This is a genomic window from Elioraea sp., assembly GCF_051860475.1.
Lineage (GTDB): Bacteria > Pseudomonadota > Alphaproteobacteria > Acetobacterales > Acetobacteraceae > Elioraea.
This window is the reverse complement of the sequence record NZ_JBHYDW010000007.1, coordinates 22,055-37,414: the sequence shown is the minus strand read 5'-3', so window position 1 is coordinate 37,414 and position 15,360 is coordinate 22,055. Positions and strand designations below refer to the sequence as shown.

Sequence of the window (15,360 nt, the reverse complement as noted above, 5' to 3'; positions counted from 1 at the left end):
CCGGACCTCATGCGGCGTGGGCCGGTGCGGGCGCGGCAGCCGGCGCGGGAAGAAGCTCGATGACGCGCAGCGTCGTGCGGATGCGCTGGGTCGTGCCGTCCTGGAACTTGATCACGGTGTCGACCGGGATCTCGGGCCGGTCGCCGTAGATCGCCTCGATGATGTCGCCGTATTTCTGCGCGATCACGCCGCGGCGCACCTTGCGTGTGCGCGTGAGCTCGTCGTCGTCGGCATCCAGCTCCTTGTAGAGCAGCACCGCCTTGCGGATGCGGTGCGCCTCGGGGATCTGGGCGTTCACTGTCTCGATCTCGCGCTTCAGGATCTCCGCCACCTGCGGCTTGGCGGCGAGGTCGCTGTAGGTGGTGAAGGCGATGCGGTTGCGCTCGGCCCATTTGGAGACGATCGGGTAGCGGATGCAGATGATCGCCGCGAGGTAGTCGCGCTGATCGCCCAGGATCACCGCCTCGGCCACGTAAGGGCTGAACTTCAGCTTGTTCTCGATGAACTGCGGGCTGAAACGGTCGCCGCGCGCGGTGGTGGCGATGTCCTTGATGCGGTCGATCACCACCAGGTGGCCCTTCGCGTCGAAGTAGCCCGCGTCGCCGGTGTGCATCCAGCCGTCGCGCAGATCCGCCTTCGTCGCCTCCTCGTTCCCGAAATAGCCGGCGAACATGCTGGGATGGCGGGTGACGATCTCGCCAACGCCGTTGGCGTCCGGGTTGTTGATCTTCACCTCCACGGAGGCGTCGAACGGTACGCCGACGGTGTTGAAGTCCACGTCCTCGGCGGTGTGGATGGTGTAGGCGCCGAGCAGCTCGGTCTGGCCGTAGAGCTGGCGCAACGGCACGCCCATGGCCTGGAAGAAGCGGAACGTGTCGGGGCCGAGCGCCGCACCTCCCGTCGCCGCCGATCTCAGCCGCGAGAAGCCCAGCCGGTCGCGCAGCGCGCGGAACAGCAGCGCGTCCGCCAAGGCCGACCGCCCGCCCTTCTCGAGCGCGGCGAGACCCTGCTTCATGCCGAACTCATAAAGACGCTGCTTCAGCCGCGTCGACTCCATCACGCGCGCGCGCACATCCGCCGCGAGCGCCTCCCAGAGCCGCGGCGCGAACAGCACGAAGGTCGGGCCGATCTCGCGGAAATCGGCCATCATCGTGTCCGGCTCCTCGACGAAGTTCACCTTCATGCGCGAGAGCAAGCCCCAGCCCATCACATAGACCTGCTCCATGATCCAGGGCAGCGGCAGGACGGAGACGTACTCGTCGTCCGGGCCCTTCGGATCGGCGCCCAGATAGCAGGCGCAGTGGGTGATCAGCGCCTTGGCGGTCAGCATCGCGAGCTTGGGCCGCGCGGTGGTGCCGGAGGTGGTGCAGAGGATCGCGATGTCCTCGCCGCGCGTCGCCTCCACCATCCGATCATAGCGGTCAGGCTCGGCGAGGCGAAGGTCCTCGCCCTGCTTGATGAGGGCCGAGACCGCCATCAGCCGCGGATCGTCGTACTTGCGCATCCCGCGTGGATCGGAATAGACGATGTGGCGCAGGCTTGGCGCGCGCTCACCGAGGGCGAGCAGCTTGTCCACCTGCTCCTCGTCCTCGGCGAAGACGAGTTTTGCCTCGGCGTAGGAGAGGAGATAGGCGACCTCGTCATCGAGCGCGTCGCGATAGATGCCGAGCGACATCGCGCCCGCCGCATGCGCCGCCACCTCGCCCATCACCCAGTCCGGGCGGTTGTCACCGATCAGCCCGACCACATCGCCCCTGCCGATCCCGAGGCTCGCGAGTCCCAGCGCGAAGGCGCGTACCCGCTCGTGGTAGTCGGCCCAGGTGATCGAGCGCCAGATGCCGAAATCCTTCTCGCGGAGCGCGATCTCGGCCCCGTGCTCGCGCGCGTGCAGCGAGAGGAGCTTGGGCAGCGTGTCGTGGCGGGCGAGGTCGGGCAGGGCCATGAGCGGTCAGGCGACCGTGTCGGTCTCGGTGTCGCCGGCCACTGGCACGTCATCGGACTCGCCCAGATAGGCGCGCTTCACGTGCGGGTCCGCCATCACGTGTTCGGGCGTTCCCTCGGCGATCTTGCGGCCGAAGTCGAGCACCATCACGCGGTGGCTGATGTCCATCACCACGCCCATGTCGTGCTCGATCATGATCACCGTCATCCCCCACTCCTCGTTGAGGTCGACGATGTAGCGGGCCATGTCCTCCTTCTCCTCGAGGTTCATCCCCGCCATCGGCTCGTCGAGCAGGATCAGCTTCGGCTTGAGCGCGATCGCGCGCGCGAGCTCGACGCGCTTGCGCAGCCCGTAGGGCAGCGTGCCCGCCGGCGCCTTGCGGATGTGCTGGATCTCGAGGAAGTCGATGATGTCCTCGACCTCGCGCCGATGCGCGAGCTCCTCCGTCTGCGCCCCGCCGAGCCAGTAGAGCATCCCGGTGACGAAGTTGTTCTTCAGCAGGTGGTGCCGGCCGACCAGGATGTTGTCGAGCACGGACATGTGCCCGAACAGGGCGAGGTTCTGGAAGGTGCGGCCGATGCCCAGATCCGCGCGGTGGTTGGGCCTCATCGCGGTGATGTCGCGGCCCTCGAACAGCACCCGCCCCTCGGTCGGGCGGTAGCGGCCCGAGACGCAGTTCACCATGGAGGTCTTGCCCGCACCGTTCGGGCCGATGATCGAGAAGAGCTCGCCCCGCTCGACCGAGAAGGACACATCCGTCAGTGCGCGCACGCCGCCGAAGCGCAGCGACACCTGCGCTGATTCGAGGATCGGCGTGTCCTTCTTCACCCGGACGGTCTCCCTTCCCCGGGGCGTCGTCTGCGGCTTGCGCCCGCCCTTGCCCCGGAGCCCAGCTTACGTGTGGTGTCGTGGCGCAGGCAACAAGCCTCGCCACGGGGCGACGCGACCGACCCCCAGGGCGGACCGGGCCGTCGGAAACCCTCGGTTATCGATTTGGCGTCAGGATCACGACCCGAGAGACGGAAGGCTGCGCCATGGGACTTCGGCTCAAGTTCAACCTCGCGATCCTGGCGGTATTCGCGGTCGGCTTCGCGGCCGCCTGGGTCGCGCTGGAGCGGCAGTTCGTTGCCTCCGCTCGGGACGAGGTGCTGCAGAACGCCCGCATCATGATGGCGGCGGCCAATGCGGTCCGCACCTACACATCCCAGCGTGTCGGCCCGGCGCTCGCGACGGCGCCGCGCGACCATTTCGAGCCGATGACCGTGCCGTCCTACGCCGCGCAGACCAACTTCAAGGCGTTGACCGAGCGTTACCCCGACTTCACCTACAAGGAGGCGGCGCTCAACCCAACCAACCCGACCGACCGTGCGACCGACTGGGAGGCGGACTTCATTCACGCCTTCCGCAACCGCCGCGGGGTCGCCGAGCTGATCGGCGAGCGCGAGACGCCGACGGGTCCCGTCCTGACGCTCGCGCGGCCCATCACTGTCTCGAGCGAGGCGTGCCTCACTTGCCACTCGACGCCGGACCGAGCCCCGCCGGCGCTGCTGGCGCAGTACGGCAGCAACAACGGCTTCGGCTGGACCCTCGGTGAGACGGTCGCCGCACAGATCGTTTCTGTGCCGATGGCGCTGGCGCTGGAGACGGCGCAGCGCAACCTGCATGCCGCGATGGCACTGCTGGCCGCCGTGTTCGCGGGCGTGATGATCGTGCTCAACGTGCTGCTGCATCTGACCGTCGTCCGGCCCGTCGTGCGCATCTCGCGCCTTGCCACCGATGTCAGCCTGGGCAAGGCGGACGCGCCCGAGTTCGCCGGCGGCGGACGCGACGAGATCGGTGAGCTCGGTCGCGCCTTCACGCGCATGCGCCGAAGCCTCGACCAGGCGATGCGCATGCTCGGTGCCTGAGCACGATGCCTGACTATCCCGAGACCATCGTGCGTCCGGCCGAGCTGCCGGCGCGGCTCGGCCGCTACCTCCCGATCGAGCGGCTCGGCGCGGGTGCGATGGGCGTGGTCTGGCGCGCGCATGACCCGGCGATCGACCGCAGCGTCGCGATCAAGGTGATGCGCACCGGCATGCTCGACGACGCGGCGCGCGATGCCTTCCTGGAGCGCTTCCGCACGGAGGTGCGCGCGGCGGGGCGGTGTTCCCATCCCGCGATCGTTGCGGTGTACGACTTCGCCGACGATCCCGAGGCGCCCTACATCGTCATGGAATTCGTCGAGGGCACCACGCTCGGGCGGCTGCTGCGCGAGAGTGCCGCCAACCGCGCCGCGATCACGCCCCGGCTGGTCGCGGCGATGCTGGAGGTGCTCGACGGACTCGGCGCGGCCCACGCCACCGGCGTGGTGCACCGCGACGTCAAGCCCGGCAACATCATGATCACCCCCTCGGGGGCGGCGAAGCTCGCCGATTTCGGCATCGCGCGGGTTGATCTTTCCGCGCTTACCGGCACCGGCGCGATGATCGGCACGCCCGGCTACATGGCACCCGAGCAGGCGCTGGGGCGCGCGGTCGACCATCGCGTCGACCTCTTCGCGGCCGCCGCGATTGTCTTCGAGATTCTGGTCGGCCGCGCACCCTTCGCCGGCACCTCGCTGCCCGAGACGCTGCTGCGGCTCACCAGCCCCGACCCGGTGGAGCTCGGCCCGCTCGCCAGGACCGCCCTCGCGCCGGTACTCGCGCGCGGGCTCGCCAAGACGCCCGAGCATCGCTTCGACAGCGCGGCGCAGTTCCGTGACGCCCTGCGCGCCGCGCTCACCGGAGGGTTCCGCGCCGAGGCGGAGACGATCGTCCGGCCGATGACCGAACCAGGCGGCTGTCTCGGGTCGCACGTCGGCAGTCTCGGTACGGGTGCCGTGGACCGGTTCGAACCGGCGCTGCTGGCGCGGCTGCGGGAGGACCTGGTGCAGCAGATCGGCCCGATCGCCGACACTCTGCTGCGCCGAGCCGCGGCCGGTGCGGCGACGCCGCAGGACCTGCTTGGCGCCTGCGTCGGCATGATCGAGGACCCGCATGAGCGGGCCGAGTTCCTCCGCCGCAACCGCGCACTGCTCGCGACCGGCACCGGTAGCCGTGCGGGCTCCCGGGTTCCGACCCTCGCTGCGACGGGGTTCGCGCCCGATTCCGCGGCAATCGCCGCGGTCGAAGCGGCGCTCGCGTTCCATCTCGGCCCGATCGCGCGGGTACTGGTGCGCAAGGAGGCCGGCGCAGCCGGCTCGGCGCAGGATCTGGTCGAGCGGCTGGCCGCCCATGTCGAGCCGGACGCCGACGCCGTGCGCTTTCGCCGCTCCGCCCTGGCCGCGCTCGATGGGCGCTGAGGCTATGGCCGGCTCATCAGCTCGGCGCGGAACAGGCGGAAATAGGTGAGGACGAGGGCCGCCGCGAACGCCCCATCGAGCAGGGCGAGCCAGAGGAACCCGCGCAGCCCGGCGCAGAGTGCGATCAGCAGGAACAGCAGCGCCATCCCGGCGCGCCCCACGATGCCAATCACGTTCGGCCAGCGCACGCGGACAGGGTCGAAATACCCGGGCAGGTAGAGCAGTGTCGCGAGCAGCAGCATCGCGCCCCAGGCGCGCATCCAGCTGGAGGGGTAGGCTGCGGGCAGCCCGACCAGATGCGAGAGGGTCGCCGGGAACAGGATCGCGAACAGGGCGATGGCGGCCTGGAGAACCAGGTTCGACGCCAACACACGCTGGTACGCCGTTCTGCGCGAGCGCGCCTCCGCCTGCGTCCAGCCGAGGCTGAGGGTCTGGTCCATGCGTCCGAACCTCCGTCAGAACGTCCGTAGGTAGGCGAGCAGGTCGTTCTTCTCCGCCTCGCTCAGGCCGGTGCCGTAGTCGTGGCCGGCATTGCTGTTGCCCGGCCGGGTCGTGTCGAGGCAGAACCGGCCCGCGGATGCCGCGTCGCCGGGTGTGCAGGGCGGCGAGCGGAACCCACCGCGCGCCTCGTCCAGCGTGTCGTCGCCGCGCAGGAACGCGCGCGGCCGCGCATCGGCCGAATCGAGCAGATCGGCGAGCGTGGGCACCGAGCCGTTGTGCAGATACGGACCGCGCAACCAGAGCCCATCCAGCGGCTGGTTCGCATAGCCGTCCGTCTTCGTGAAGCGCGAGAAGCCCAGGTGTTCGCGCTGCTGGCGCATGAAGTCCGGCGTGTAGGAGTCGAGCCGCGCGCGATCGGTACCGATGCGCTCGATCGGTTCGACGTGACCCAGACGCTCACCCTCGAACACGTAGCGCTCGCCGTCCTGGTAGCCGTGGCAGGACGCGCAGTCGCGCATGTAGGTGTCGCGGCCGCGCGCCACCGCCGCCGCGTCGACACTGTCGCGCATGGGGCTGGGCGGGGGGCGGAGATCGAGCAGCCAGCGTGCCACGCGGCGGATCGCAGCGCGGTCGGCGGCAGTCGCGGTCGCCAGATCAAGCCCGGCGCCGACCGCGGCGGAGAGATTGCGCTCGTGCAGACTCGTGTTGTTGCCGTCCCAGTGCAGCTGCATCCCCTCGCGCGGGCGCTGGAGGAAAATCGAAGGGAAGTCCGCCGTGCCGATCCGCTCGCCGGGATCCAGCGCGCTGAAGGGTAGCGAGAACTGGATTAGCTTGTAGGGGTTGAAGGTGTCGACGCGACCGGGGCCCCAGAACGGCTGCACGGCCAGCAGCGGATCGAGGCGGATCCGCCGCAGGAGCAGCTCGCCGCGCACGCGCGGCAGCACCACATGGCGCCAGAGTACACGCTCAATGAGGCCGAACCGCCCCTGGTTCGCCTCGATGCGCGCGAGCAGCGGTCCTGGGTTCAGCCGGTCGTCATTGGCCGCGGCGAGCAGGAAACGGATGAATGCGTGCAGGTCGAGCGTGTTGGACGGCATGCCGTCGACGATCACGCGCTCTCCACCTTCGTGCCGCCAGGTTCCGGCATGGCAGACCGCGCAGTTGAACCAGACAAGGTCGACGCCGTTGACGCGCCGGCGCGAGATACCGATCGGCAGGTCGAACGGCGTGCCGTCCGGGTTGCGTTCGTAAAGGAAGCCGAACGCGGCATAGGCGCCGTCGCCGCGCTCCAGCGCGGGCCGGAACACCGCGGGGAAGAGCGCCGGGAGTTCCTGCCAGACGCGATAGGGAAGCCCGCTCGACCGGTCCGCGCCGATCGAGCCATAGCGGAAATGGCGCACATCGTCGGCGAAGTGTGGCGTGGACTCGCCGGCGTAGCGGTGCAGCACCACCGCGCCGACGGCGAGCACGACGAGGCCGAGGACGAGCGCCAGCACGATCAGCAGCGTCAGCGGCACGGTCAACCAGCGGCGGTCGGCCCGCGCGGCCTCGACAGCAGTCACGGGCGCGCCCACCTAGACCTCGTCCGCTGCGGGGGCGCGCAGTTCGGGGCGCGCGCGGTAGATCGCCGTGATCGCCGCAAGCATCGCCTCGCGGTCGGGGAAACGGGCCTGCTCGTAGCAGCCAAGGGGATTCTTCGGCGCGTTCGCGAGACACTTGTTGCAGTAGGTGCAAGGGATCTCCGGCAGGTCGCGCCCGGAGGCCCATTGCTTCGGCAGGTCGGGGTTGGCGATCAGCGGCCGCGCGATCGCCACGCCGTCGAAGGCACCGCTCGCGATCCCGCCCCGCACCACCGAAGCCGTCTGGTACCCGCCCGTGCTGATCACCGGGATGCCGACCGCTTGCGTGATCGCGCGCGCCTCGTCGATCCCCACCCCCTCGATCGGCCGGCCGCGGCGCTTGCGGTCCCAGAGGAAACGGAACAGCGGGCGCAGGAGCGGGCTCCGGAACACCGCCAGGTTGCGGAACCCGTGCAGCCCCGCCGAGACCATCGCGTCGTAGGTCACGGCCAGCACCTCCAGCGGCATCGGCCCCGGCGGGTTCAGCGGATGCGGAAACGCCGAGCCGCTGGAGACATGGATTGCATCCGCCCCGACCGACTCGCACCAGCGCGCGACCTCGATTGTATCCGCAAGCGTGTTGCCCTTGGCCGTCCATGGGACAAGGAAGTCGTTGTGGTCGACCGCGCTGAGCTTCACCTGCAGGTGGAAGTCGCGCCCGCACGCGCTCCGGATCGCGCGGATCACGTCAAGCAGGAACCGCGCGCGGTTGGCGAGCGAACCGCCATAGAGGTCGGTGCGGTCGTTGATCGCCGAACTGAGGAACTGCGTGAACAGGTAGCCGTTCGCCGCGTGCAGCTCGACGCCGTCGAGCCCCGCCTCGCGCGCCCGCCAGGCACCGCGTGCGAAGTCCGCGATCATCCCTTCGATCTCTGCCGTGCCCATGGCGCGGCAGAGGAAACCGTGCAGCGGCTCCTTGGCGCTTGTCGGCGCCGGCGTGGGGCGATGCTGGTTGTGCACGCCGGGCAGGTCCATCTGCCGCCCGGAATGGCTAAGCTGGAGGATGAATCGGCAGTCGAAGCTGCGCACCGCCTCGCCGAGCTTGCGCCAGAGCGGGATGAAGTCGTCGCGGTGGATGGTCGCATAGCCGGCGATGATCCGCCCGTCCATCCGCACCGGCACGTAGGAGGAGATGATCGCGCCGACGCCACCCTTGGCGAAGCGGCACTCCCAGTTGATGCGGGTCTGGGTGAGCGAGCCGTCCTCGTTGTCGAACCGGCCCGAGATCGACGAGCGGAAGACGCGGTTCTTCACTGTCAGGCTGCGGAAGGCGAGCGGGGTGAAGATCGGATCAGGTGTCATGGCCGTGCCGTCTCGGCGGCGCGCTGCCAGACGGAAGCCAGCAGCGCAGGCACCCAGCCATGCGCGGGGCAGCGGCTCCAGTTCGCCGTCAGGAAGGCGACATCGTGGGCCAGCGTGCGCGCCCGCGCGGCTTCAAGCCCGAACACCACCAGGGTGCCGGGACGGAACTCGCCCCGCGCTGTCGCCCCGCGCGCGGTCGCGTGGCGCAGGACGCGCGGAGGCGCAGCGAGGCAGAGCGAGGCGGCCTCCTGCGGCGTGTAACGGACCACCCCGCCCGGCGCTGCGCCAAGGGCGCGCATGCGCTCGAACGACACGACCAGGTTGTGCACGGCGATCGCGACGGCGTGCAGCGCCGCCGGGTCGCCGGCGAACTGCCGGGCGAGCAGCCGCCGCGCGTCGTTCACGCTTCCCGTGAAGCCCCAGATCAGCCGGCGGATCGGGTTGAGCGTGCGCGCTGCCTCATCGAGCAGGCGTGCCGCCTGCCAGGTCTCGTCGGTGGCGCGGAACTCGGCGACGAACAGGCGACCGATCGTCTCCTGCACGAGCGGGCCGAGCGGACGCGAATCGCGACCTCCGACATAGGCCGCCAACGCATCGCGATGCGCCTCGTCAACGGTGTGTTCTTGCAGCCGCGCTTCCAGCGCATCGCGCGCGGCGGCCCGACCCGGAGCGTCCCGCGGCGCGGCCGAGGGCAGCGGTCGGCCCTCCACCTGGAGCACATCGGAGACCCGACGCGCGATCATTCGGTTCAGGAACGGCGTGCGGACCGGCACGCCGCGGTCCAGACGGGCTTCGGCCGCAAGCGTACGGATCGCGTCAGCGTCCTCCGCGATCAGCAGGTCCACCACAAGGGGGACGCGGATCGCGCGCGCCATCGGTCAACCCCCTGCCTTCGTCCATGGGAAGAAGGCGTTCCGGGCATCGCCGAAATGCCGCCGCAGCGCACCGCAATGGCGCTCGAGCACGGTGCGCAGCGAGTTCTCCTGAACCCAGGCGAAGCCTGCCGGCGTGTAGATCTCGGGGCGGAAGTCGTCGGTGAAAAAGCGGTCGCTCTTCAGCCGGCGTGAGGCCATCAGGATGAAGATGCGGAACGCCGTGTCGGAGAAGCCGAAGCCTGGCGGGGTCCCGTGCTTCGCCGACTTCGCCTCGGCGAGCGTGCCGACAAGAAGGTCCACGTCCTCGATCCTGCCGTTGTAGACCTCGCGCAGCTCGCGCTGCCATTCGGGATCGTCCGTCAGCTCCTCGAAGCTGGTCGGCACATGCGCATCGATGTGGCGGCGGAAGGCGCAGTAGCGCGGCACGCCGCGCTCGCGGTCGCGCAGGATGTCGATCGCGGCGAGGTCGAAATGCACCCCCTGGCTGTCCAGCCGGTCGAGCTGGCGCAGCGCGTTGGGGAAGTTGTGCAGCACCAGCGCGCCCGGGTTGCTGGTCCCGAGGGAGTAGACCACGTCGTCGAACGACACGGCGTCATAGACGTCGCACACCTCGCCGCCCGCCACCTTCGGCAGATCGAGCCGCAGAATCTCCTCGTCATTCGAATGTCGGCGGAACGAGATCTCGTCGGGGATCAGTGAATGCAGCCGATAGACCGCGGCGAATTCCTCGGTCATCGCGTAGGGCGCGCTGTGATGACCCTGGGGGGAGCCGGGAATGCCCGAGAGGATCTCCCCCGACCCGATCCGGCCATAGGCGTTGGTGAAGGTCTCGCCCATAATGCCCCAGAAATTGCCGCGCATGACGGTGCGGCCTGCATGGGAGTTCATCAGCGCCGGCGTCCACTCGACGGTGTGGATTTTGGCCATCAGCGCGGCGTTCACCAGGCGCGCCTTCTGGAACAGCCACTCGCCCGAGGCGTCCGGGAAGTCGATCCGCAGCCGGTCGACGATCGCGTTGTGCTCGTGCGCGAACAGCCGGTGCAGCACCGAGAGCGCGATCCACCAGTTGCCGTTCACGCCGGCGAGCTCCAGGCGCGGACTTGGCTTGCCGCGGATCGTGCGGTTCTCGAGCGGCAGCGCGCCGTTCTCCCGGAGACCGAGCTTGCCGTCCTCGCGCAGTTTGCCGGTCGCCGGGTCGGTCCGGACCAGCAGCAGCCGCTCGAGCGTCGAGCCGTAGACCTGCGAGCCGTCCCACCACGAGGTCTCGACATTGGTGAAGGCGTCAGGGCGGCCTTGATCGCCCGGTCGGCGCGGGTCGGGGTCGGTCGGCAGCACGGTCATCTTGCCGTCGATCCAGCTGTCGCCTTCCGGCAGCGGAACGTCCCACGGTTGCGCCGCCCTGTCGTTCGAGCCGTGACTGAGCCAGTCATGCACCATGAACTGGATCCACGCCGCGGCGAGCAGATTGAGATGCGGCACCGGCACGAAGTCACGGCGCGCGAGCAGCCGGTTGCTGACCAGGCGCGGGCTCGGCTCGTAGAGCCGCGGCGGGCGTTCGCCGAAGGTCTCGGCCAGCGGCATGTTCCGGCCGAACCGCGCCCCGGTCATGCCCATCCAGGGTTTGGCGAGATCATTGTAGCTGCCGTCGGCGGTACGCATGCCGCGCACGTCGACCCCGTCAGGCGGTGGCACCGCCGGCGGAGATACCTCGGTGTCCGTGAGGTTCTCGCGCCTCATATTGACGCGATGGCCGACAATCATCGCGACGCCGATGAAGTAGGGCCAGCGGTGCCACGCCTTCACGCGCGCGGCGGTCCGCGCAAACCGCCCCAGCAGACGATCGAGCAGGCTCTCGGGCATCTGCACCTCCGCGGAACGATGCAGGCAGCGTGCACGTTCGCCGGTGTGCCGGCAAGGGTTTTCGGTCTGCCGCCGGAAGGGGTGCCTCGGCCAAGGATGTCAGGTCGTGACGCCGGCGGCACGCGCAAGCGTGACCAGGCGGGCGCGCGAGGCCTGCATGTCGTCCAGCGTGCCGAACGCGTTCATGTAGTGGCCCTTGAAACCGGTGTCCTCGATCAGCCTGAACATCGCGCCGAAATCGAAGTCGCCCTCGCCGGGCACGAGATGCTGCTCGTGGCCGTTGCGGAAGCAGTCGGCGAGCCGGACCTCGACCACGCGGTGCATCGGGATCGCGGCAACAAAGCCCTCGACCCCCTCGGGCAGGAGATGCGCGTGATTGGCGGTGAAGGACAGCGCGAAGGCGGGGCTGTCGATGGCCTCGTAGTAGCTGCGCCACTCCTCAACCGTGTGGGCGAGGTAGTGCACTTCGGCGTCGGCGGGCTCCGTGTTGAGGTTCTCCAGCAGCAGCAACGCGCCCCTGGTCTCGGCATAGGCGACCATGCGCTTGAGCCGCTCGAGCCCCGCCTCCATGCGCATCGTCACATCGGCGGTGAAATGGTAGCCGGCATGCACGACGATCGACTGGGCGCCGAGCCGGGGTGCTGCGTCGATATAGGCCTTCATGTACGTGTCGACCGCCTCGGAGAGGAATGGCGAGTACTCGGCCACGTTGACGGCGGACAGCGTATGCAGGCCAAGATGCACGCCGTGCTTCTCGAGTGCCGCGCGGATGCCGCGCGCACGCGCATCATCGAAGGTGTTGACCGCGTTCGCCCCGGTGTCGAGCTGGATGTCGATGTAGCGCACGCCGTTCTTCGCCGCCCACTCGATCGCATCCTCGAGCCTCAGCCGGCGACCAACATCCACGCCGATCCGGTCGAGCAGATCCATTCGCCGTCCTCCCTTCGTGCGTCCGCGGCACGACGCCGCGGCTGCGCTGCGGCAATCTGCTCCGTTGCGTCCGGCACGTCACGTCGCAGTGTTTACAGTTTACACCCATGCTGCTCGCTGGCAACGTGTCGCTCAGAGCGCACAGGCGCCCAGAAACGGGAGGAACCGACATCATGAACGGACTGACCAAGCGAGGCCTTCTCGCCGGTGCCGCCGGGGTCGGCGCTGCCGCGATTCTTCCGTCCCGGCATGTGGCCGCACAGGACATGCCGGCACACGAGCGCGACCTCTACGCCGCCGCACAGCGCGAGGGGCAGCTGACCTGGTACACGGGCCAGATGCAGGCCGAGCCGTCCGAGGCGATCGGCCGCGCCTTCACCGAACGCTATCCGGGCGTACGGGTGAATGTCGTGCGCAGCACCTCGCAGGTCGCGTTCCAGCGCCTCTCGCAGGACATGCGCGCGCGCGTGCAGCAATGCGACGTGTTCAGTTCGGTCGACCAGAGCCACCTGACGTTCCTCAAGCGCGAGGGCCATCTGCTGGAGTACCGGCCGCGCAACGCTGAAGGGATGTTGAAGGTGGTGCGCGACCTCAGCGATCCGGACGGGATGTTCCAGGTCACCTACCTCGCGCTCTACATGCTTGGGCGCCGCACCGACCGCGTCACCGAGGCCGAGGCGCCAAAATCCTGGCAGGACATCCTCGATCCGAAATGGAAGGACCAGCTCTCGATCGGCCACCCAGGCTTCAGTGGCGCGATTGGTTCCTGGGCCGTCATGATGCGCAAGATGTACGGCCTCGACTACCTGAAGGCGTTCGAGCGCAACAAGCCGCAGATCGGGCGCTCCGCGGCCGATCCCGTCACCGTGCTGAATTCGGGCGAGCGGACGATCGGCGTCGGAATGCCGTCGGCGACGTCGCTGCTCAGCATCTCGCGCGGCAATCCGCTGGCACTGATCTACCCGACCGATGGGACGCTGATGGTCCCCGCGCCGAGCGGGGCCCTGAAGACTGCGCCGAACCCGAACGCGGCGAAGCTGTTCATGGAGTATTTTGCCGGAACGACCTACTCGCAGACGGTCCGCAGGTACTTCGGCGAGTCGCTCCGGCCGGAGGTGCCGGCCCCCGATGGTGCCAAGGCGCTCGACCAGTTCGTCGCGATGACACCGACGGCCGAGGAGGTCGAGAAGGGCATTCCCGAGGTCCGCGAGATCTGGCGCGACATCTTCGGCGTGTGAGGGCGACGTGAGGACCATGCGGCGGCCGTGTCACGCGGCAGGGCCGCCGCGGCTGGCGCCCTGCTCTGACGATCATGGCTGACAGTGGAGCCCTCTCCGCCAGGATGGCGGGCGGCACAGCAGTACCGTCGCGAATCACCATGCGTGGCCGGCTGCGCAACGTCGAGCCGGTCATGCTGCTGTGGATCGTGCTGATCGGCGTGCTGCTGTTCCTGGTCGCATTCCCGCTGGCGAAGCTGTTCATTGTCAGCTTCGAGGAGCAACGCACGGGGGCCTTCACGCTCGCGAACTACGCCTTCGCCTATGGGCGCGAGCGCTACATCAACGCGCTGGTGAATTCGCTGCTGCTGGGGCTTGCCTCGGCGACACTGGCCGTGATCCTGGCGGTGCCGATGGCCTGGGCAGTGTCGCGCACAGACATGCCGGGCAAGGGCCTGACCTGGGCGACCGTGCTCGGTGCGTTCATTCTGCCGCCCTACCTCAGCGCGATCGGCTGGATCCTGCTCGCGGGCCCCAACTCCGGCTTCGTCAACCTGTACTGGCGCGCGCTGACCGGCTCCGAAGCACCACTGTTCAACATCTTCTCGTTCGAGGGCATCACGCTCGTCATCGCACTGAACTCGTTCCCGCTGGTGTTCATCTTCGTCAAGGCTGCGCTCGACCTGGTCTCATCCGAGATGGAGGACGCGGCGAACATTCTCGGCGCGGGCACGTGGACGGCGATGCGGCGTATCTCGATCCCGCTCGTGCTGCCTGCGATCCTGGGTGGGTTCATTCTGGTGTTCCTCGAGGCGATCTCGCTGTTCGGCGTGCCGGCCATCCTCGGCATCCCGGCACGCCTCAACGTCGTCACGACCCAGCTCTGGCAGTTCTTCGAGTGGCCCGTGCGCGTCGAGGTCGCGGCCGCCTATGCCATGCCGCTGCTGATGATCACCGCCGGATTGATCGCCGTGCAGAAGCTCGTGCTCGCACGCAAGGGATTCGTGTCGCAGACCGGCAAGGGCGGAGAGCGCCGGCCGATCCAGCTCGGCCCCTGGCGCTGGGTGCTGTTCGCCTGGTGCGCCGGCGTTGGTCTGCTCGCGGTGGCGATGCCGCTGTTCGTGCTCGTCCAGGCCTCCTTTGCCAAGGCGTGGGGCCGCGGCTTCGCGCTCGACAATCTCACCCTGGCGAACTACCGGCTGCTGATCTTCGAGCACGAGATGGCGATGCAGTCGGTGTGGAACACGGTGTGGTTCTCGGCGGCAGCGGCGAGCCTGGCGGTCGTGCTCGCACTGCTGATCGCCTACATCGTCAACCGCCGCCTGGTGCGGTTCGGCGATGCGCTTGCCTTCGTCGCGATGGCGCCGTTCGTGATCCCCGGCATCGTCATGGCGATCGGCTTCTACGCCGCCTATGCCGCGCCGCCGCTCGCCCTCTACGGCACGGCGGCGCTGATCATCCTCGCCTTCGCCGCACGTTTCCTGCCGATTGCCTATGCGAACTCCGCGGCCGCAATCCGCGCGGTGCACCCGGAGATGGAGGAGGCTGCGCGCATCCTGGGCAGTGGACGGCTGCACGCGGTCTGGCGGATCACCACACCACTGGTGCGCAAGGCACTGCTTGGCGGCTGGCTGATCGTGTTCATCGTCGCCTCGCGGGAACTCTCCGCCGCGATCTTCCTGGTCGGCCCGCGCACGCGCACCATGGCGGTGCTGCTCTACGACATGAGCGAGGCCGGTAATTTCGAGGTGCTTGCGGCCTTCGGCGGCATCCTGCTGGTGATCACCATGGCCTTCGTCGGTGTCGGCATGAAGCTGCTCGGGCGCGACTTCATGTTGCGGAGGGGCTGAGC

General features: G+C 68.9%; 12 protein-coding genes. 4 read left to right on the top strand and 8 right to left on the bottom strand.

The annotated features are described in order from the left end of the window. Positions 1–7: 7 nt before the first annotated feature. A complete protein-coding gene (locus ACTIFU_RS02655; protein ID WP_439576735.1) occupies positions 8–1,942 on the bottom strand; it encodes a long-chain fatty acid--CoA ligase in 1,935 nt (644 codons plus the stop codon). Positions 1,943–1,948: 6 nt separating this feature from the next. Next, on the bottom strand, positions 1,949–2,770 hold the full coding sequence (locus ACTIFU_RS02650; RefSeq protein ID WP_439576734.1) for an ABC transporter ATP-binding protein: 822 nt from the start codon (positions 2,768–2,770) through the stop codon (positions 1,949–1,951). 206 nt (positions 2,771–2,976) lie between these two features. Between ACTIFU_RS02650 and ACTIFU_RS02645 the strand changes: the two genes are divergently transcribed. Beyond that, entirely contained in the window at positions 2,977–3,849 is an 873-nt protein-coding gene (locus ACTIFU_RS02645; protein ID WP_439576733.1) for a c-type heme family protein, read from the top strand. A 5-nt stretch (positions 3,850–3,854) separates the two neighbouring features. Further along, positions 3,855–5,264 carry a serine/threonine-protein kinase gene (locus tag ACTIFU_RS02640; protein ID WP_439576732.1) on the top strand — a complete coding sequence of 470 codons (1,410 nt, stop codon included), beginning with the start codon at positions 3,855–3,857 and terminating at the stop codon, positions 5,262–5,264. 2 nt (positions 5,265–5,266) lie between these two features. Here the strand turns inward: ACTIFU_RS02640 and ACTIFU_RS02635 are convergent, their stop codons facing one another. The 6 genes from ACTIFU_RS02635 to ACTIFU_RS02610 all read right to left on the bottom strand — a co-directional run bounded on the left by ACTIFU_RS02635 (position 5,267) and on the right by ACTIFU_RS02610 (position 12,291). Next, entirely contained in the window at positions 5,267–5,704 is a 438-nt protein-coding gene (locus ACTIFU_RS02635) for a hypothetical protein (RefSeq protein ID WP_439576731.1), read from the bottom strand. A gap of 15 nt (positions 5,705–5,719) precedes the next feature. After that, positions 5,720–7,267: a c-type cytochrome gene (locus ACTIFU_RS02630; protein ID WP_439576730.1), complete on the bottom strand. Its 1,548-nt coding sequence runs from the start codon at positions 7,265–7,267 to the stop codon at positions 5,720–5,722. Positions 7,268–7,279: 12 nt separating this feature from the next. After that, positions 7,280–8,626: an NADH:flavin oxidoreductase gene (locus tag ACTIFU_RS02625; RefSeq protein WP_439576729.1), complete on the bottom strand. Its 1,347-nt coding sequence runs from the start codon at positions 8,624–8,626 to the stop codon at positions 7,280–7,282. Further along, positions 8,623–9,501, bottom strand: coding sequence for a hypothetical protein (locus tag ACTIFU_RS02620; RefSeq protein ID WP_439576728.1), 879 nt, complete (start codon positions 9,499–9,501; stop codon positions 8,623–8,625). The genes ACTIFU_RS02625 and ACTIFU_RS02620 overlap by 4 nt, the downstream gene beginning before the upstream one ends. Positions 9,502–9,504: 3 nt before the next feature. Then, positions 9,505–11,361: a peroxidase family protein gene (locus tag ACTIFU_RS02615; RefSeq protein ID WP_439576727.1), complete on the bottom strand. Its 1,857-nt coding sequence runs from the start codon at positions 11,359–11,361 to the stop codon at positions 9,505–9,507. Between the two features lie 99 nt (positions 11,362–11,460). After that, the gene (locus ACTIFU_RS02610) at positions 11,461–12,291 is read right to left on the bottom strand and encodes a sugar phosphate isomerase/epimerase family protein (protein WP_439576726.1); all 831 of its coding nucleotides are present in this window, start codon (positions 12,289–12,291) and stop codon (positions 11,461–11,463) included. 173 nt (positions 12,292–12,464) lie between these two features. Here ACTIFU_RS02610 and ACTIFU_RS02605 point away from each other — a divergent pair, with 173 nt between their 5' ends. Together ACTIFU_RS02605 and ACTIFU_RS02600 are read left to right on the top strand one after the other, a co-directional pair. Beyond that, positions 12,465–13,529 carry an ABC transporter substrate-binding protein gene (locus ACTIFU_RS02605; protein ID WP_439576725.1) on the top strand — a complete coding sequence of 355 codons (1,065 nt, stop codon included), beginning with the start codon at positions 12,465–12,467 and terminating at the stop codon, positions 13,527–13,529. 140 nt (positions 13,530–13,669) lie between these two features. Beyond that, a complete protein-coding gene (locus ACTIFU_RS02600) occupies positions 13,670–15,358 on the top strand; it encodes an ABC transporter permease (RefSeq protein ID WP_439576724.1) in 1,689 nt (562 codons plus the stop codon). Positions 15,359–15,360: the final 2 nt, after the last annotated feature.